Annotated in this window: 17 protein-coding genes; 6 read left to right on the forward strand and 11 right to left on the reverse strand. The window is 54.2% G+C overall.

Translation table 11 applies throughout. The features are described 5' to 3' along the window. Window positions 1-11: 11 nt before the first annotated feature. The 4 genes from wzzE to trxA all read right to left on the reverse strand — a co-directional run bounded on the left by wzzE (window position 12) and on the right by trxA (window position 4,348). Window positions 12-1,058, reverse strand: a complete 1,047-nt coding sequence (gene wzzE, locus INF61_RS10830) for an ECA polysaccharide chain length modulation protein (protein ID WP_017693953.1) — start codon at window positions 1,056-1,058, stop codon at window positions 12-14. Window positions 1,059-1,071: 13 nt separating this feature from the next. Then, entirely contained in the window at window positions 1,072-2,175 is a 1,104-nt protein-coding gene (gene wecA / locus INF61_RS10835; protein ID WP_001050933.1) for a UDP-N-acetylglucosamine--undecaprenyl-phosphate N-acetylglucosaminephosphotransferase, read from the reverse strand. A gap of 242 nt (window positions 2,176-2,417) precedes the next feature. Further along, entirely contained in the window at window positions 2,418-3,677 is a 1,260-nt protein-coding gene (rho, locus tag INF61_RS10840; RefSeq protein ID WP_001054528.1) for a transcription termination factor Rho, read from the reverse strand. A gap of 341 nt (window positions 3,678-4,018) precedes the next feature. Then, window positions 4,019-4,348, reverse strand: coding sequence for a thioredoxin TrxA (trxA, locus tag INF61_RS10845; protein WP_006812392.1), 330 nt, complete (start codon window positions 4,346-4,348; stop codon window positions 4,019-4,021). A 144-nt stretch (window positions 4,349-4,492) separates the two neighbouring features. Between trxA and rhlB the strand changes: the two genes are divergently transcribed. Both rhlB and gppA read left to right on the forward strand, forming a co-directional pair. Then, on the forward strand, window positions 4,493-5,761 hold the full coding sequence (gene rhlB / locus INF61_RS10850; RefSeq protein ID WP_006812393.1) for an ATP-dependent RNA helicase RhlB: 1,269 nt from the start codon (window positions 4,493-4,495) through the stop codon (window positions 5,759-5,761). A gap of 5 nt (window positions 5,762-5,766) precedes the next feature. Beyond that, window positions 5,767-7,251, forward strand: a complete 1,485-nt coding sequence (gppA, locus tag INF61_RS10855; RefSeq protein WP_017383602.1) for a guanosine-5'-triphosphate,3'-diphosphate diphosphatase — start codon at window positions 5,767-5,769, stop codon at window positions 7,249-7,251. A gap of 51 nt (window positions 7,252-7,302) precedes the next feature. On the opposite strand, the gene rep is transcribed toward gppA, so the two are convergent. After that, window positions 7,303-9,327: a DNA helicase Rep gene (rep, locus tag INF61_RS10860; RefSeq protein ID WP_193547763.1), complete on the reverse strand. Its 2,025-nt coding sequence runs from the start codon at window positions 9,325-9,327 to the stop codon at window positions 7,303-7,305. A gap of 85 nt (window positions 9,328-9,412) precedes the next feature. Here rep and ppiC point away from each other — a divergent pair, with 85 nt between their 5' ends. Then, window positions 9,413-9,694, forward strand: coding sequence for a peptidylprolyl isomerase PpiC (gene ppiC / locus INF61_RS10865; protein ID WP_006812396.1), 282 nt, complete (start codon window positions 9,413-9,415; stop codon window positions 9,692-9,694). Window positions 9,695-9,748: 54 nt separating this feature from the next. On the opposite strand, the gene cysE is transcribed toward ppiC, so the two are convergent. From cysE to INF61_RS10890, 5 genes are all read right to left on the reverse strand, one after another. Next, window positions 9,749-10,570, reverse strand: coding sequence for a serine O-acetyltransferase (cysE, locus tag INF61_RS10870; protein ID WP_022646641.1), 822 nt, complete (start codon window positions 10,568-10,570; stop codon window positions 9,749-9,751). Between the two features lie 75 nt (window positions 10,571-10,645). After that, window positions 10,646-11,665 (reverse strand): NAD(P)H-dependent glycerol-3-phosphate dehydrogenase, encoded by a 1,020-nt coding sequence (gene gpsA, locus INF61_RS10875; RefSeq protein ID WP_006812398.1) that lies wholly within the window; start codon window positions 11,663-11,665, stop codon window positions 10,646-10,648. Continuing rightward, window positions 11,665-12,132, reverse strand: coding sequence for a protein-export chaperone SecB (gene secB / locus INF61_RS10880; protein ID WP_014168079.1), 468 nt, complete (start codon window positions 12,130-12,132; stop codon window positions 11,665-11,667). Before secB ends, gpsA begins: the two co-directional genes overlap by 1 nt. Window positions 12,133-12,163: 31 nt before the next feature. Further along, complete coding sequence (gene grxC, locus INF61_RS10885) at window positions 12,164-12,415, reverse strand: glutaredoxin 3 (RefSeq protein WP_003860837.1); 252 nt, start codon at window positions 12,413-12,415, stop codon at window positions 12,164-12,166. A gap of 11 nt (window positions 12,416-12,426) precedes the next feature. Continuing rightward, window positions 12,427-12,858: a rhodanese-like domain-containing protein gene (locus INF61_RS10890; protein WP_017383604.1), complete on the reverse strand. Its 432-nt coding sequence runs from the start codon at window positions 12,856-12,858 to the stop codon at window positions 12,427-12,429. A 248-nt stretch (window positions 12,859-13,106) separates the two neighbouring features. Here INF61_RS10890 and gpmM point away from each other — a divergent pair, with 248 nt between their 5' ends. From gpmM to INF61_RS10905, 3 genes are read left to right on the forward strand one after another with little or no spacing between them, the layout of a single operon-like run. Then, window positions 13,107-14,651, forward strand: coding sequence for a 2,3-bisphosphoglycerate-independent phosphoglycerate mutase (gene gpmM / locus INF61_RS10895; protein WP_040117060.1), 1,545 nt, complete (start codon window positions 13,107-13,109; stop codon window positions 14,649-14,651). A gap of 33 nt (window positions 14,652-14,684) precedes the next feature. Beyond that, the gene (envC, locus tag INF61_RS10900) at window positions 14,685-15,944 is read left to right on the forward strand and encodes a murein hydrolase activator EnvC (RefSeq protein WP_026094345.1); all 1,260 of its coding nucleotides are present in this window, start codon (window positions 14,685-14,687) and stop codon (window positions 15,942-15,944) included. A 3-nt stretch (window positions 15,945-15,947) separates the two neighbouring features. After that, entirely contained in the window at window positions 15,948-16,880 is a 933-nt protein-coding gene (locus INF61_RS10905) for a divergent polysaccharide deacetylase family protein (protein ID WP_017693955.1), read from the forward strand. An 11-nt stretch (window positions 16,881-16,891) separates the two neighbouring features. Here INF61_RS10905 and INF61_RS10910 read toward each other — a convergent pair whose 3' ends face one another. Next, on the reverse strand, window positions 16,892-17,692 hold the full coding sequence (locus INF61_RS10910; RefSeq protein WP_023295721.1) for a glycosyltransferase family 2 protein: 801 nt from the start codon (window positions 17,690-17,692) through the stop codon (window positions 16,892-16,894). Between the last annotated feature and the right edge of the window lie 133 nt (window positions 17,693-17,825).

Consider the following 17,825-nt stretch of genomic DNA (forward strand, 5'->3'; position numbering starts at 1 on the left):
AGACGGCGTTCTTAGTTTGTGCGGCGACGCAATAACGCTACGCCAGCGCCAGTCAGTGCGCCCACAATCCCCCACATGATCATCAGGAATGCGCGACGCGGACTATCGCGTTTTACAGGCTCTTCAGGCGTTCTTAAATAACGATAGGTCTGAAAACGCGGGTCCAGCGTTGGACCGACGTTGAGCGTATTGAGCATGGCGCGGTTTTGGTCGTAATCAAGGTCAAAGTCAGGGCCAACGGCCTGGATATTTTCCAGACGAGCCTGAAGCATTGGGCGACCAAGAAGGAACATTTCTGAATCCGGGAGTTCGTCAGCCGGAACATCCGTTTCGCTACGGGAAATATTGTGCTGTTCCGCAATCTTCAGCGCCTGCTCAATATTATGTACGCGACGGGCGAAGATAGCCTTAGCGACCTCTTCCTGACGTTTGACCTGCGCTTTCATCTGAATAGTACGCGCAGCCCAGGCGCCTTTCAGCTCGTCATTCAGATGACTGGCCGCGCGCTGGCTGGCAAAAGCAACGTACTGACGCAACAGGTTATTGGCGTCCGGCGCCGTTTCCGCAATCAGCTTCACGCTGTCGCTAACGTTACGGAGCACATCGCCAGGCATAAACTGAATGTTATTAATCAGGTCATCCAGCAGCGCGGCATCCGCTTTGCTGTTACCGACCATGCGCTGCTTGTAGTAGTCCGTCTGGGACCAGAAATCGCGACGTGTATCCCACGACGCCAGCTGCATCACAAACTCTTTGTAGGATTCATCCATCACCGAAGCCTGATCCGGGGTCGCCAGATTGGCCTTGATATCAAGATTACGCAGGAATTGCTGCTGGGAGTAGTAGCCTCCAAGCATATTCACCGTTGGTCGGTCTGTGATCGCCGTGGCGCTCCACTCTTGTTTTGCAAAGAAGGTGTAGGCAAGCGCTAACAGCGCGAACCCCAGGGCAATCCCCACAATCCACAGTTTGCCCTGCCATAACACGCGAAACAAACCACGAATATCCAGCTCGTTCTCAGTGCCCACTGATTTCGCTCCCGCCAACGGTTGAGTCATCATAGTCCCGGTTTTACTTAGTTAATGTTGTGTTTTTGCCACTGTTCCGACGCATCCTGCGTTTTAAACGTTTAATAAAACGCGCGACTTTCCATGCACGCTTGATGCAGTAACCGTACATGAAAAATGCTAGCAAGAATAATACCAACATTACCCATTCAGGAATGAAATGTGCGTATTCCGCGGCTACGCCAATCGCAGCCAGAATAGCAGCCGCAAGCGTAATCAACACAAATGCCTGACGAGACGTGAAGCCGGCGCGCATAATCAGGTGATGAATATGCTGCCGATCGGGAGAAAACGGGCTCATCCCTTTACGCAGACGGCGGTACATTATAGCGACCATGTCCATCAGCGGGATGGCGATAATCCAGAGAGCCGTTACCGGGCTGATAGGGTGCGTTTTACCCTGCGTGGTTTCCAGTAGGACCCAAATAACCGTAAAGCCAATCAGGGTACTGCCCGCATCGCCCATAAAGACTTTATAGCGACGCCCTAACACACCCAGATTCAGGCAGATGTAAGGCAGGATGGCGGCAATCATGGCAAAGCACCACATTGACAGGCTGTACTGGCCGTCAAACCATAAGATGATGCCGATAGCGCCAAACGAAACAGAGGACAGCCCACCGAGCAGACCGTCTATACCGTCAACCATGTTAAAGGCGTTGATAGCCGCCCACACGGCAAACAGCGTCAGGAAGAAGCCGAATGGCCCAAGCACCAGCTCCCAGGGACCAAACACGTAGCCCAGGCTTCTTAGATAGAGGCCGCCTACCACCATCATAATGATGCCAATGGCCGCCTGTACCGTCGCGCGGAACTTCACGCTGATATCAAAACGATCATCAAGGGCGCCGACCAGTACCAGCACACCGGCACATGCCAGGTAGAGTGCGGCATGGGGGATATAGTAATCCGCGATCCCGAATGTGAAACAGATGCCTGCGTATACCGAAATGCCGCCCACCAGTGGAATAAGCCCCTGATGACGTTTACGGAAGTTCGGTTTGTCCACTAACCCAATTCTTTTTGCTACCTTGCGCGCAATGAACAAAAAACAGGTTGTGAATAAAAAAATACTGATCAGCTCAGTTACAGCAGTGAGTAGATTCACAATGGATTGCTCTCAACAAATGTTAGTCCCGGAAGTATAACCATGAAGCCTCTGCCTCAGAAGGATTAAAGATGGCTCATCACAACTCCCTTTGTATGTTTTTCAATCAATTATTCCTTTGACTGTGCAAACCTTCTTATTGTCGCACCGACAGGTCTAAATTGGGAGTGTGTGGTAATAGCGTATAGTCCATAAATAAAAAACGCCACGTAAAAACGTGGCGTTTACTGGGATTATTTGCGTTACGAGCGTTTCATCATGTCGAAGAAATCGTCGTTCGTTTTGGTCATCGCCAGTTTGTTAATGAGGAATTCCATTGCGTCGATTTCGCCCATTGGATGGATGATTTTACGCAGGATCCACATTTTCTGAAGCTCTTCCTGAGTGGTAAGCAGCTCTTCTTTACGGGTACCGGAACGGTTGTAGTCGATCGCCGGGAAGACGCGTTTTTCTGCGATTTTACGAGAAAGGTGCAGTTCCATGTTGCCTGTACCTTTAAACTCTTCGTAGATAACTTCGTCCATTTTGGAGCCGGTATCGATCAGCGCCGTCGCGATAATGGTCAGGCTACCGCCCTCTTCCACGTTACGCGCCGCACCGAAGAAACGCTTCGGACGATGCAGGGCGTTAGCATCCACACCACCGGTCAGTACTTTACCGGAAGCCGGCACCACGGTGTTGTAGGCACGCGCCAGACGGGTAATGGAGTCGAGCAGGATGATCACGTCTTTCTTGTGCTCAACCAGGCGTTTCGCCTTCTCGATGACCATTTCCGCAACCTGAACGTGGCGAGAAGCAGGCTCGTCGAAGGTAGACGCAACCACTTCCCCTTTCACCAGACGCTGCATCTCGGTTACTTCTTCCGGACGTTCGTCAATCAGCAGCACCATCAGCACACAGTCTGGATGGTTGTAAGCAATGCTCTGCGCGATGTTTTGCAGCAGCATGGTTTTACCGGCTTTTGGCGGCGCCACAATCAGACCACGCTGGCCACGACCAATTGGCGATGCCAGATCCAGCACACGAGCGGTTAAGTCTTCAGTAGACCCGTTACCACGCTCCATGCGCAGACGAGAGTTAGCGTGCAGCGGCGTTAAGTTCTCGAACAGGATCTTATTGCGGGAGTTTTCCGGTTTGTCGTAGTTAACTTCGTTAACCTTCAACAGCGCAAAGTAGCGTTCACCCTCTTTTGGAGGACGAATCTTACCTGAAATGGTGTCACCAGTGCGGAGGTTGAAACGGCGGATTTGGCTAGGGGATACGTAGATGTCGTCAGGGCCGGCGAGGTAGGAGCTGTCTGCGGAGCGGAGGAAACCAAATCCGTCTTGCAGTATCTCCAGCACACCGTCGCCAAAGATATCTTCGCCACTCTTAGCGTGCTGCTTCAGGATGGCGAAAATGATGTCCTGCTTGCGCATACGAGCCTGGTTTTCCAGTCCCATATTTTCGCCGAGAGTGATCAGCTCAGAAACCGGCGTATTCTTTAATTCGGTAAGATTCATAATGGTGTGGGTTCTTAAACTCGGGGTGATTCTCGAACTTAATGTTGTGAATGGTATGGCAGGGTCATCCATGCCTGTTTAGCGGCCATCACCTCATGTCTGTTCGCTGTCTGGTCACAGGGAAAGAACGCAGAACTGAAACGACAAGACGGATTGAGTGACAAGCCCGGAATCTAGCAACTTCACGCACTGTTTAAGTTAACAACGGGAAGTATCGGGTAAAACAAGATTCAAACAACAAGATATGTTTAAAACGTAGTCATAGCTAACTTAGCACGACTAAAGCCGGGCGTCCAGAGCTCGCCGTTAATTAGGCGTTCTGGACGCTCAGCTGAGAAACCTTACGCCAGGTTAGCGTCCAGGAACTCTTTCAGTTGACCTTTGGACAGTGCGCCCACTTTGGTCGCCGCCACGTCACCGTTCTTGAACAGCAGCAGGGTCGGGATGCCACGGATACCGTATTTTGGCGCGGTGCCCGGGTTCTGGTCGATGTTCAGCTTGGCAACGGTCAGTTTGCCCTGATATTCGTCAGCGATTTCATCCAGAATCGGAGCGATCATTTTGCAAGGACCACACCATTCAGCCCAGAAATCAACGAGGATCAGCCCGTCAGCTTTAAGTACGTCCGTGTCAAAACTGTCGTCAGTCAGGTGAATAATTTTATCGCTCATATATAACTCCACAGGAATAAGCCTGGTACGTTGGTTTTGTCTCCACCAACGACGTGTTGATGTCGCATTAACCAACTAAAGGTTGACTTTATTTCACCGGATACGCTTTCGTAAAGCAATAGTAAGCTGATATTCTACCACACTATGAGCAAAACACATTTAACAGAACAGAAGTTTTCCGACTTCGCCCTGCACCCAAAGGTGATCGAAGCCCTTGAAACTAAAGGGTTTCATAACTGCACGCCCATTCAGGCTCTCGCCCTGCCGCTGACGCTGGCCGGTCGCGACGTTGCAGGGCAGGCGCAAACCGGTACTGGCAAAACGATGGCGTTTTTAACGTCAACGTTTCATTATTTACTTTCTCACCCGGCGATTGCAGACCGCAAAGTTAACCAGCCGCGCGCGCTAATTATGGCCCCGACGCGAGAACTGGCGGTACAGATCCACGCAGACGCTGAGCCCCTGGCGCAAGCCACCGGCCTGAAACTTGGCCTGGCCTATGGCGGCGACGGCTACGATAAACAGCTGAAAGTGCTGGAAAGCGGCGTCGATATCCTGATTGGGACCACCGGCCGTCTTATCGACTACGCCAAACAGAACCATATCAACCTCGGCGCAATCCAGGTCGTGGTGCTGGATGAAGCAGACCGCATGTACGATCTGGGCTTCATTAAAGACATCCGCTGGCTGTTCCGCCGTATGCCTGCGGCAAACCAGCGTCTGAACATGCTGTTCTCCGCTACCCTGTCATACCGCGTACGTGAACTCGCATTCGAGCAGATGAACAATGCGGAATATGTGGAAGTAGAACCGGAGCAGAAAACCGGGCACCGCATTAAAGAAGAGCTCTTCTATCCTTCTAATGAAGAGAAAATGCGCCTGCTGCAAACCCTGATCGAAGAAGAGTGGCCGGATCGCGCGATTATCTTCGCGAACACCAAACACCGCTGTGAAGATATCTGGGGTCACCTGGCGGCAGATGGGCACCGTGTGGGCCTGCTGACCGGCGACGTGGCGCAGAAAAAACGCCTGCGCATTCTCGACGAATTTACTCGTGGCGACCTTGATATTCTGGTCGCGACCGACGTGGCGGCCCGTGGCCTGCACATTCCAGCCGTGACGCACGTCTTTAACTATGACCTGCCAGATGACTGTGAAGACTATGTACACCGTATCGGTCGTACCGGTCGTGCCGGCGCAAGCGGTCACTCCATCAGCCTTGCGTGTGAAGAGTATGCGCTGAACCTTCCGGCCATTGAGACCTACATCGGTCACTCTATTCCACAGAGCAAATACAATCCGGACGCACTGTTGAGCGAGCTGCCGCCACCTAAGCGCCTTACCCGTCCACGCTCCGGCAATGGTCCGCGTCGTTCCGGCGGTGCACCGCGTAATCGTCGTCGTTCAGGTTAAAAAATATGCTCAGCTCCACCTCGCTTTATGCGGCAATTGATCTCGGTTCGAATAGTTTTCATATGCTGGTTGTGCGCGAGGTGGCGGGAAGCATACAAACGCTGACGCGCATTAAGCGCAAGGTCCGCCTCGCGGCGGGCCTGAGCAGCGATAATCACCTCTCCCCGGAAGCCATGGAACGTGGCTGGCAGTGTCTGCGTCTGTTTGCAGAACGTTTGCAGGATATCCCGCTCAGTCAAATTCGCGTTGTTGCCACGGCGACCCTTCGTCTGGCGGTTAACGCTGGCGATTTCATTGCCAGAGCACAGGAAATTCTGGGCTGCCCGGTGCAGGTCATCAGCGGTGAAGAAGAAGCGCGTCTGATTTATCAGGGTGTGGCGCATACGACCGGCGGCGACGATCGTCGTCTGGTGGTCGATATCGGTGGCGCCAGTACTGAACTGGTCACGGGCACAGGCGCGCAGGCGACGTCACTGTTCAGCCTGTCGATGGGCTGTGTGACCTGGCTGGAACGCTACTTTACCGATCGAAACCTTGCCAAAGAGAATTTTGACGAGGCGGAAAACGCGGCGCGTGCGGTCCTGCGCCCGGTCATGGACGAACTGCGCTATCACGGCTGGAAAGTGTGTGTCGGCGCGTCCGGAACCGTTCAGGCGTTGCAGGAAATCATGATGGCACAGGGAATGGACGAGCGGATCACGCTTGCCAAACTCCAGCAGCTTAAACAGCGCGCCATCCAGTGTGGTCGTCTGGAAGAGCTTGAAATAGAAGGGCTGACGCTCGAACGCGCGCTGGTTTTCCCCAGTGGGCTCGCCATTCTGATCGCCATTTTTACTGAACTCAATATCCAGTGTATGACCCTGGCAGGCGGTGCGCTGCGCGAAGGTCTGGTCTACGGAATGCTGCACCAGTCGGTCGATCAGGACATCCGTAGCCGTACGCTGCGTAACGTTCAGCGCCGCTTTATTGTTGATATCGACCAGGCACACAGAGTGAGTCAACTGGCGTCACTGTTTGCCGATCAGGTGAAAAAAAGCTGGGATATTGAACCGTTAAGCCGCGATCTGCTGCTAAGCGCCTGTGCGCTACATGAAATTGGTCTTAGCGTGGAGTACAAGCAGGCACCGCTGCACGCGGCCTGGCTGGTGCGTAATCTCGATTTACCGGGCTATACGCCCGCCCAGAAGAAGCTGCTGGCCACCCTGCTGCTAAATCAGACTAACGCCGTCGATCTCTCTTCCCTTCACCAGCAGAACGCTGTACCGCCGCGCGTGGCGGAGCATCTGTGTCGTCTGCTTCGCCTGGCGATCCTGTTTGCCAGCCGGCGTCGTGATGATTTGCTGCCAGCCATTACGCTGGCGGCAGACGATGAGAAACTGACGCTGACGCTACCGGAAAACTGGCTTGAGGATCATCCGCTTGGGGCGGAACTGATTGAGCAGGAGTACCAGTGGCAGAGCTATGTGCACTGGGCGCTTGATGTGAAGTGACCCTTTGAATCGTGCCGGGTGGCGGCTTCGCCTTACCCGGCCTGCAAATAGTTATCCCTTCTCTTTGGCTTTTGCCAGCATCGCGCGAATGTTTGCCACGTTTGCCTGCCCTTTGTGCATACGCTCTTCAGCGGTAATGACTTTACGCTCCTGCTCCCAGATAAGATCGTCCTGAGGCAACTCCAGCAGAAAACGGCTCGGCTCCGGGCGCACCAGCTCACCATACTGACGGCGCTCTTTGCACAGCGTAAACGTCAGCTCCTTCTGCGCACGAGTGATCCCCACGTAGGCCAGACGGCGCTCTTCGTCGACGTTATCTTCATCAATGCTGCTCTGGTGCGGCAATAAGCCCTCTTCCATTCCCACCAGATAGACATAGGGGAACTCCAGCCCTTTCGAGGCATGTAACGTCATTAGCTGAACCTGATCGGCCTCTTCTTCGCTTTCGCCGCGCTCCATCATATCGCGCAGCGTGAAGCGGGTGACCACCTGCGTCAGGGTCATGGGCTCGTCAATCTCAGATCCTTCAAGCATTTCGGTCATCCAGCTGAAGAGCTGGTTAACGTTTTTCATCCGCATCTCGGCTGCTTTCGGGCTGGCAGAGGTTTCATACAACCAGGATTCGTAATCAATGCCGTGGATCAGATCGCGTACTGCCGCCACAGGCTCGCGCTCTGCCAGACGCTGTACCTCACCCAGCCAGTGGGTAAAGCGGGTTAAGGCGTCATAGCCGCGCCCGGTCAGGGTCTGGCTCAGCCCCATATCGAAGCTGGCGGTGAACAGGCTTTTGTTGCGGGTCATCGCCCATTCACCCAGTTTTTGCAGCGTCGCAGAGCCAATCTCGCGTTTCGGCGTATTCACGATGCGCAGGAAAGCGCTGTCGTCATCCGGGTTGGTCAGCACGCGCAGATAGGCCAGCAGATCCTTGATTTCGGGACGCGAAAAGAACGACGTACCGCCGGAGATTTTGTAGGGGATGCGGTTCTGCATCAGCATCTTTTCAAAGACGCGCGACTGGTGGTTTCCGCGATAGAGGATCGCGTAATCCTTGTATTCAGTTTTGTTGACGAAGTGATGGGCAATCAGCTCGCCCGTTACGCGCTCCGCTTCGTTCTCTTCGTTGTTGGCGCTGAGCACTTTCAGCTCGGTGCCGTAACCCAGTTCGGAGAACAGGCGCTTCTCAAAGACGTGCGGGTTATTGGCAATCAGGATGTTCGCCGCCTTCAGGATACGCCCGGAAGAACGGTAGTTCTGCTCCAGTTTAATCACCTGCAACGCCGGGAAGTCTTTGCTCAGCAGCACCAGGTTTTGCGGACGCGCGCCACGCCATGAGTAAATCGACTGATCGTCATCGCCTACGACGGTAAAGCGTGCACGCTGCCCTACCAGCAGCTTCACCAGCTCGTACTGGCTGGTGTTGGTATCCTGGTATTCATCCACCAGCAGGTAACGAATTTTGTTCTGCCAGCGCTCGCGTACCTCTTCATTCCGCTGAAGCAGCAGCGTCGGCAGCAGGATCAGATCGTCGAAATCCAGGACGTTGCAGGCTTTCATATGCGCGTCGTACAGTCCGTAGCAGTGGGCAAAGATGCGGTCGCGCTCGCCTTTGGCGCTTGGCGCTGCCTGGGCCGGCGTCATCAGATCGTTTTTCCAGTTCGAGATCGTCGAGATCAGCTGTTGCAACAGAACTTTGTCATCTTCTATCAGCCCTTCCGTCAGCTCTTTAAGCAGCGCCACCTGGTCGGTGTCATCGAAGAGAGAAAAGTTGGACTTCATGCCCAGCGCCGCGTATTCGCGCTTGATAATATCCAGACCCAGCGTGTGGAAGGTGGAGATCATCAGCCCGCGCGCCTCTTTACGGCCCAGCGTCTGGCCGACGCGCTCTTTCATCTCACGCGCCGCTTTGTTGGTAAAGGTGACCGCCGCGATATGGCGCGCCTGGTATCCACAACCCCGAATTAAGTGGGCGATTTTGTTGGTGATCACGCGTGTTTTACCGGATCCCGCTCCCGCCAGCACCAGGCAGGGTCCGGTGACGAATTCGACAGCTTGTTGTTGTCCGGGGTTTAAACGCATAAATGGTCACTCAATGAAAGTCGGGAGAGGAGGAAAAACGCGTGGTAGTATACCGACCGTAAACTAGTCGACTCAAGGCACGATCATGGCAAAAACAGCAGCAGCACTGCATATCCTTGTTAAAGAAGAGAAACTGGCACAGGATCTGCTCGAACAGATTAAAAACGGCGCCGACTTCGGCAAACTGGCGAAGAAACACTCGATTTGCCCGTCAGGCAAACGCGGTGGTGACTTAGGCGAGTTCCGCCAGGGCCAGATGGTCCCGGCGTTTGATAAAGTGGTCTTCTCCTGCCCGGTGCTGGAGCCAACTGGCCCACTGCACACACAATTCGGCTATCACATTATCAAAGTGTTATACCGCAACTAATCAAAAGCCCGGTGCATTGACTCACCGGGCTTTTTTATTTAGGTGTTCCGGCGTTCAGATACCGTCGCCGTATTCGAAGGTGTGATGAATACCGTTGAAGTGCTGATCCATATCCATCGACGGCTTATCGCTGTCTGGCTTACCGACGATGCGCGCCGGGACGCCAGCGGCGGTGGTGTGCGGCGGTACAGGCTGGAGCACAACCGACCCCGCGCCAATCTTCGCGCCGCGTCCGACTTCAATATTGCCGAGGATTTTAGCGCCCGCGCCAATCATCACCCCTTCACGGATTTTCGGATGGCGATCGCCGCTGGTTTTACCGGTACCGCCCAGCGTAACGGATTGCAGGATCGACACGTCATCTTCGATCACCGCCGTTTCCCCGACAACAATGCCGGTGGCGTGATCGAGCATAATCCCGCGGCCAATTTTCGCCGCCGGGTGAATATCGACCTGGAAGGTCACGGACACCTGGTTTTGCAGGAAGATGGCCAGCGCGCGGCGTCCCTCATTCCATAACCAGTGGCCGATGCGGTACGCCTGTAAGGCGTGGAAGCCTTTGAGATACAGCAGCGGCGTGGAATATTTATCCACCGCCGGGTCTCGCGTGCGCACAGCCTGGATGTCGCAGGCGGCAGAAGCAATCATCTCCGGATCTGCGGCGTAGGCCTCTTCCACCACCTCGCGAATCGCAATAGCAGGCATGATAGGGGAAGCCAGTTTATTGGCGAGCATATAGCTCAGGGCGCTGCCGAGATTTTCGTGCTTAAGTAGCGTCGCGTGATAGAAACTGGCCAGCATGGGCTCACAGTCGGCCAACGCTCGGGCTTCGGCTTTAATATTATTCCAGACGATATCCAGTTCTTCACACGGCATTGCTTGCTCCAGACGATAGTTAATGACCAGCCAGTTCTGCGCTGGCTGGGTCATTCAGGTGACGATACTTCCCGGCTAATTGCTGCTGCGCTCGTCCTTGCGCGCACGACCTAATAAGGTCAATGCTGCCTCGCGCGCATTTTTTCCGCAATACAATACCTGATAAATTTCCTCGGTTATTGGCATTTCAACACCGAAACGGTGCGCCAGTTCGCGAACTTCTTTGGTATTGCGATAGCCTTCAACCACCTGACCAATCTTCTCCTGCGCGCTTTTTACATCGCTGCCCTGTCCGAGCATCATGCCAAAGCGGCGGTTACGGGACTGGTTATCGGTGCAGGTCAGCACCAGGTCGCCCAGCCCTGCCATTCCCATAAAGGTGGCCGGATCGGCACCCAGCGCTTCGCCCAGGCGGGACATTTCGGTCAGGCCACGGGTGATCAGCGCAGTACGCGCATTCGCGCCGAAACCGATGCCGTCAGACATCCCGGCCCCGATGGCAATGACGTTCTTCACCGCGCCGCCCAGCTGCACGCCGATAAAATCGGGGTTGCTGTACACGCGGAAGCTTTTGCCGCAGTGCAGCAGTTGCTGAAGATCGTCGGAAAATGCCTGGTCGGTGGACGCCAGCGAAATCGCCGTCGGCAAGCCCGCAGCCAGCTCTTTGGCAAACGTCGGCCCGGAGATCACCGCCAGCGGGATCGCTGTTCCCAGCGCTTCGCGGGCAACGTCCTGCAACAGACGTCCGGTTTCCGCTTCCAGCCCCTTCGTCGCCCACACAATACGCGCATCCGCACGCATCAGCGGCTTAATCTGACGCAGGACTTCGCCAAACACATGGCTTGGCACCACAATCAAAATATTGCGGCTGGCCGCCAGCGCGGTCGCGAGGTCGCTTTCCAGATACAGGGAGTCAGGGAACGGAACGTCCGGGAGAAACGCCACATTGCAGCGGTCGTGTTGCAACGTCGCGATATGTTTTGGATCGTGGCCCCACAGGACCACGTCGTGACCATTTCTTGCCAGGGTGATGGCAAGAGCGGTGCCGTAAGAGCCGGCACCGATCACAGTCATTGACGCATTAACAGTGCTCATCAGGCATCCTGATGTTGTTCGGTACCTTCGCCAGCCTGCTGCTGTAGATAGTTCATGAACAGCGCATCAAAGTTTACTGGCGCAAGGTTCAGTTGCGGGAATGTACCGCGAGAAACCAGGCTGGTGATGCATTCACGGGCATACGGGAACAGGATGTTCGGGCAGTATGCACCCAGGCAATGCGCCATCTGGTTGCCTTCGATGCCGCCGATGGAGAAGATACCGCCCTGCTGAACTTCGCACAGGAATGCGGTTTCTTCGCCCAGAGAGGCGGTCACGGTGACACGCAGTACGACTTCATACACATCATCCGCCAGCTGGGTGGATGCGGTATCCAGATCAAGTTTAACCTCTGGCTGCCAGTCTTTCTGGAAAACGTGCGGCGCATTTGGCGCTTCGAAAGAGACATCCTTGGTGTAGATGCGCTGGATCTGGAAAGTCATCTCGGTGTTGTTTTGTTCTGACATGGAAAAACCCTTTTTAATTGTCCTAAAGTCTCTAGCTCAGCAGCGGATCGAGTCCACCACGGGCGTCGAGCGCATACAAGTCATCACAGCCGCCAATGTGCTGCGCATCAATAAAAATCTGTGGAACCGTTGTGCGACCACTGCGTTGGATCATCTCTTCGCGTTTAATCGCGTCACCATCGATCGGCAGTTCCTTGAACGTTACGCCTTTGCTGGACAGCAGCGCTTTCGCTCGGTGGCAGAACGGGCACGTTGCTTTGGTGTAGATCTCAATATTGGCCATCACTTAACTCCTTATTTACCGCGCACTAAAGGAAGATTCTCCCCGCTCCAGCCGGAGATGCCTTCTTTCAGCACCGTTACGTTTTCAAAGCCTGCTTTATGCAGTGCGCTGGCAGATTCCTGCGCCTGCATGCCAGTGCCGTCAACAACAATAATCGGCTGGGCTTTATGCTTCTCCAGCTCACCAATGTTGTTCGCTTTAATTTCCGCGGGCAGCAGGTTGATAGCACCTGCGATGTGGCCCTTGCGGAAATCGTCGCGCTGACGCAGATCGACAACCACGGCGTCCTCTTTGTTGATCAGACGTGTCGCTTCACCGCGGGTGATCACCTTAATTTTAGACGTCAGTCCCTTAAATGTGGTGAACAGTACAGCGACCAGCAGGCCAATCCACGCGATGCTCAGAACCGGGTGGCGGCTAACGAATTGCATAATTTCTTGCATGGGGGGTAACAACTCCCGACTAAGTGATTAAAAAAACCAGGACAGGAGTATACCTGTGCGCTGTGGCAAATACAGCCAGCGACATAAAGCTAATCTATTTTCTGCGGCATGCCACGTAAAAAAAGCCTCAAAATGGCCTGAGAACAGCCTTGCCCCCGCGCTTTCTTTGATCTTCTGCGGCTATTTTATCGATTCAGCTGTAGTAAAATTACGCAAATTTTTTGTCTCTTGAGCATGAGGTTGTCGCAATGTCGGTTTCTAAAAAACCTATGGTACTGGTGATTCTGGATGGCTATGGCTACCGTGAAGATCAACAGGATAACGCCATTTTCAACGCCAAAACCCCGGTTATGGATGCGCTATGGGCAAAACGTCCCCACACCCTGATTGATGCGTCTGGCCTGGAAGTGGGTCTGCCGGATCGTCAGATGGGCAACTCTGAAGTGGGTCACGTTAACCTGGGTGCGGGCCGTATCGTTTATCAGGACCTGACGCGCCTGGACGTTGAAATCAAAGAACGTACATTCTTTGCCAACCCAACGCTCACCGGAGCGGTTGATAAAGCCGTTGCCGCAGGCAAGGCCGTTCACATTATGGGTCTGCTCTCTGCGGGCGGCGTTCACAGCCACGAAGATCACATCATGGCGATGGTAGAACTGGCCGCCGAGCGCGGTGCGGAAAAAATCTATCTGCACGCCTTCCTGGATGGTCGCGATACGCCGCCACGCAGCGCAAAAGGTTCTCTTAAAGCGTTTGAAAATAAATTTGCCGCACTGGGCAAAGGCCGCGTGGCGTCCATCGTTGGCCGTTACTATGCCATGGACCGTGACAACCGCTGGGACCGCGTTGAGCAAGCCTATGATCTGCTGACCCTGGCAAAAGGTGAGTTCCAGTTCCCGACCGCCGTTGAAGGCCTGGAAGCGGCTTACGCGCGTGATGAAAACGACGAATTTGTGAAGGCAACCGTGATCCGCGCTGAAGGCCAGGCCGATGCCGCCATGGAAGATGGCGATGCGCTGATCTTCATGAACTTCCGTGCTGACCGCGCGCGCGAAATCACCCGCGCCTTCGTCAACAGCGATTTCGACGGTTTCGCCCGTAAGAAAGTGGCGAAGATCGATTTCATCCAGTTGACTGAGTATGCAGCGGATATCAAAGCCCCATGCGCGTATCCACCCGCTTCCCTGGAAAATACCTTCGGCGAGTGGATGGCGAAAAACGATAAAACGCAGTTGCGCATCTCCGAAACTGAGAAGTATGCGCACGTGACCTTCTTCTTTAACGGCGGCGTAGAAGAGCCGTTTAAAGGCGAAGACCGCATCCTGATTAACTCGCCGAAAGTCGCCACTTACGATCTCCAGCCAGAAATGAGCTCTGCGGAGCTGACCGAAAAACTGGTGGCCGCGATCGAAAGCGGTAAATACGACACCATCATCTGTAACTATCCGAATGGCGACATGGTGGGCCACACCGGCGTGATGGAAGCAGCCGTTAAAGCTGTTGAAGCGCTGGACCACTGCGTTGAGCAGGTCGCAAAAGCGGTTGAATCCGTGGGCGGCCAGCTGCTGATCACCGCTGACCACGGTAACGCAGAACAGATGCGTGATCCGGCAACCGGTCAGGCGCATACCGCCCATACCAACCTGCCTGTTCCACTGATTTATGTAGGTGATAAATCAGTGAAAGCTGTGGAAGGCGGCAAGCTTTCCGACATCGCGCCAACCATGTTGTCGCTGATGGGTATGGAAATCCCTGAAGAGATGACTGGCAAGCCGCTGTTCATCGTGGAATAATCGCTCCCCATGAGGGGAAAGGCGATTTTTTCAATCACATGGGTCGTGAAGCCGCTTCGGTTATCAGTCAGACCTCTGCTTTGCGCCAGCGCACTCAGCGCTGGCGTATTGCTGTGCGCCGCATCCGCCCACGCGGATGACCGCGATCAGCTTAAATCCATTCAGGCCGATATCGCCGCCAAAGAGCGTGCGGTACGTCAGCAGCAACAGCAGCGCGCCACCCTGCTCGCCCAGCTTAAAAAGCAGGAAGAGGCCATTTCCGCCGCCGCGCGTAAGCTGCGTGAAACACAAAACACCCTTGCCCAGCTCAATAAGCAAATCGATGAAATGAACGCGTCGATTGCGAAACTGGAGCGTCAGCGCGATGCCCAGGAGCGGAACCTTGCTGCACAGCTTGATGCTGCTTTCCGTCAGGGTGAGCACACAGGCCTTCAGCTGATCCTCAGCGGTGAAGAGAGCCAGCGTGGTCAGCGTTTACAGGCCTATTTCGGCTATCTAAACCAGGCGCGTCAGGAGACCATTGCGCAGCTGAAACAGACGCGCGAAGAAGTCACCACGCAAAAAGCCGAGCTGGAAGAGAAGCAGAGCCAGCAGCAAACGCTGCTCTACGATCAGCAGGCGCAGCAGGAGAAGCTTGAGCAGGCGCGCAATGAGCGTAAGAAGACGCTCGCCGGGCTGGAGTCCTCTATCCAGGCAGGACAAAGCCAACTGAGCGAAATGCGCGCCAACGAATCCAGACTGCGTAACAGCATTGCCCGGGCAGAAGCCGCGGCCAAAGCGCGCGCCGAAAAAGAAGCGCGTGAAGCGCAGGCGGTGCGTAATAAGCAGCAGGAAGCCTCCCGGAAAGGCACCACCTACAAACCGACTGAAAATGAACGTTCCCTGATGTCGCGTACCGGCGGCCTCGGCTCCCCGCGTGGTCAGGCTTACTGGCCCGTTCGCGGTACGATCCTGCATCGCTATGGCGAACAGTTGCAGGGTGAGCTACGTTGGAAGGGGATCGTTATCGGTGCGTCTGAAGGTAGCGAAGTGAAAGCCATCGCCGATGGCCGCGTGATCCTGGCCGACTGGCTACAGGGTTATGGGCTCGTGGTGGTGGTTGAACACGGTAAAGGCGATATGAGTCTTTACGGCTACAACCAGAGCGCGCTGGTCAGCGTTGGCACTCAGGTGCGCGCGGGTCAACCCATTGCCCTTGTGGGCAGCAGTGGCGGTCAGGGCCGCCCGTCACTCTATTTCGAAATTCGTCGTCAGGGTCAGGCGGTCAATCCACAGCCGTGGTTGGGAAGATAGGTTTTGCTTCAATTTCGTCGAATTGTTGTTTCCGTAGTCAGCGCACTGGCGCTGGCTGCACCGGTTTATGCAGGCAAACTCGCGATTGTGATTGATGACTTCGGTTATCGACCACACTATGAAAATCAGGTGCTGGCGATGCCGCCAGCCATCTCTGTCGCCGTCCTGCCTAATGCGCCTCACGCGCATGAAATGGCGACCAAAGCGCACAATGGCGGCCATCAGGTCCTCATCCATCTGCCGATGGCCCCCCTCAGCAAGCAGCCGTTGGAAAAAGATACCCTGCGCCCGGACATGAGCAGCGACGAGATCGATCGCATCATCCGCGATGCGTACAATAAAGTGCCGTATGCCGTGGGTCTGAATAACCATATGGGCAGCGCGATGACCTCCAGCCTGTACGGTATGCTGAAAGTGATGCAGGCGCTGGAGCGTTACAATCTCTATTTCCTCGACAGCATGACCATCGGCAACAGCCAGGCGATGCGTGCCGCTCAGGGGACGGGTGTAAAAGTCATCAAGCGCAAAGTATTCCTGGACGACTCCCAGAACGAAGCGGATATCCGCGTGCAGTTCAACCGCGCGGTACAGCTGGCGCGCCGTAACGGTTCGGCGATTGCCATTGGGCATCCGCATCCGTCTACTGTTCGCGTTTTGCAGCAAATGTTGCCGGGCTTACCCGCCGATATTACGCTGGTGCGTCCGAGCGATCTGCTCAATGAACCTCAGGTGGATACTTCTCGTCCGGGTAGCGCGCAACCACCCGCAACGCAGCCGCGTAATCCATTCCGCGGCGTGAAGAACTGCACGCTGAAACAGCCGCCTGAACCGGTCTATGCAACCCGCTTCTTCTCGGTGATTGGCGAAAGCATCAGCAGCAGTACACTGGTTAAATACGTCCAGCAACAGTGGCAGGGTTGGGGAAAAAAAGCCTGATCGGCTAACGCCTATTCTGCCAGATAAGAGTCCGACTGCTCTTTTGCAACGGACTCTCTCTTTTCCCGATCCTGATACCAGGCCTTGAAATACTTCAAAAAACTGTACGCCGTGGCATAAAACCCTGTCACCACACCTACTTTGCCCTGACGCCACGCACCGCTAAACAGATACCATTTGAAAAATGCGCCAATAGCGCTGATCGCGCCGCGACCAAGAGAGGGACGTATCGTCTGATATTGAACCAGGCGAGTGGTATATCCGTTTAATTTATTAAAAAGTTCATGCAGCGAATAAAACGTATCATGTCTGACATAACCTGGAATACGTTCAGAACGGAGAAAACCTTCAACCTGATCGTCTACTGGCCGGTTATTAAATCGCGACTGCGTACGGTTAAAAAGACGCACCGGATAATCCGGTGATGAGACGGGATAAATCGTTCGGACATTTTCTCCCAAAACAAACCAGTGACGACATATCCGCCACGCCATATCCGGTTCGGGTTCATCGCCCATTTTTAATTTTAAAATAGCATCAACGGTTTCTTGATCGAGTATTTCGTCACTGTCCATGCACAGCACCCAGTCGTTGTGCGCATGGGATACGGCATGGTTCATCTGCTCGCCGTGCCAGCTATATTTTTTGAATATGGGCGACAATCCATAACTCTGGCAAATATATATCGTCGAGTCTGTACTTCCGGAATCCACTATAACGAATTCATCTGCTATTTTTAAAAGAGGAGGAATAACATCGTGCAACGTTCTTTCGGAGTTAAACGTTAATAAGCAGACCGTTATTTTAAACATATTTTCACTCTCTCAATAACAACATAAAATTTTTGCACTCATACTATCGAATTGAGAAGAGGCGATTAAAGTCTTAAATCGCACTTTTAAAATAAGCGTGTTTAAAACCTTTGCTTATAAAAAGGCAAATGAA

Origin of the sequence: Enterobacter cloacae complex sp. P18RS (assembly GCF_014982105.1) — a bacterium.
GTDB lineage: Bacteria > Pseudomonadota > Gammaproteobacteria > Enterobacterales > Enterobacteriaceae > Enterobacter > Enterobacter hormaechei_C.

What these genes read in the sequence shown, in the direction of transcription:
- wzzE (WP_017693953.1), bottom strand. Translation starts at nt 1,058, where the DNA reads ATGACTCAACCGTTGGCGGGAGCGAAATCAGTGGGCACTGAGAACGAG.
- rho (WP_001054528.1), bottom strand. Translation starts at nt 3,677, where the DNA reads ATGAATCTTACCGAATTAAAGAATACGCCGGTTTCTGAGCTGATCACT.
- trxA (WP_006812392.1), bottom strand. Translation starts at nt 4,348, where the DNA reads ATGAGCGATAAAATTATTCACCTGACTGACGACAGTTTTGACACGGAC.
- rhlB (WP_006812393.1), top strand. Translation starts at nt 4,493, where the DNA reads ATGAGCAAAACACATTTAACAGAACAGAAGTTTTCCGACTTCGCCCTG.
- gppA (WP_017383602.1), top strand. Translation starts at nt 5,767, where the DNA reads ATGCTCAGCTCCACCTCGCTTTATGCGGCAATTGATCTCGGTTCGAAT.
- rep (WP_193547763.1), bottom strand. Translation starts at nt 9,327, where the DNA reads ATGCGTTTAAACCCCGGACAACAACAAGCTGTCGAATTCGTCACCGGA.
- ppiC (WP_006812396.1), top strand. Translation starts at nt 9,413, where the DNA reads ATGGCAAAAACAGCAGCAGCACTGCATATCCTTGTTAAAGAAGAGAAA.
- cysE (WP_022646641.1), bottom strand. Translation starts at nt 10,570, where the DNA reads ATGCCGTGTGAAGAACTGGATATCGTCTGGAATAATATTAAAGCCGAA.
- gpsA (WP_006812398.1), bottom strand. Translation starts at nt 11,665, where the DNA reads ATGAGCACTGTTAATGCGTCAATGACTGTGATCGGTGCCGGCTCTTAC.
- secB (WP_014168079.1), bottom strand. Translation starts at nt 12,132, where the DNA reads ATGTCAGAACAAAACAACACCGAGATGACTTTCCAGATCCAGCGCATC.
- grxC (WP_003860837.1), bottom strand. Translation starts at nt 12,415, where the DNA reads ATGGCCAATATTGAGATCTACACCAAAGCAACGTGCCCGTTCTGCCAC.
- INF61_RS10890 (WP_017383604.1), bottom strand. Translation starts at nt 12,858, where the DNA reads ATGCAAGAAATTATGCAATTCGTTAGCCGCCACCCGGTTCTGAGCATC.
- gpmM (WP_040117060.1), top strand. Translation starts at nt 13,107, where the DNA reads ATGTCGGTTTCTAAAAAACCTATGGTACTGGTGATTCTGGATGGCTAT.
- INF61_RS10910 (WP_023295721.1), bottom strand. Translation starts at nt 17,692, where the DNA reads ATGTTTAAAATAACGGTCTGCTTATTAACGTTTAACTCCGAAAGAACG.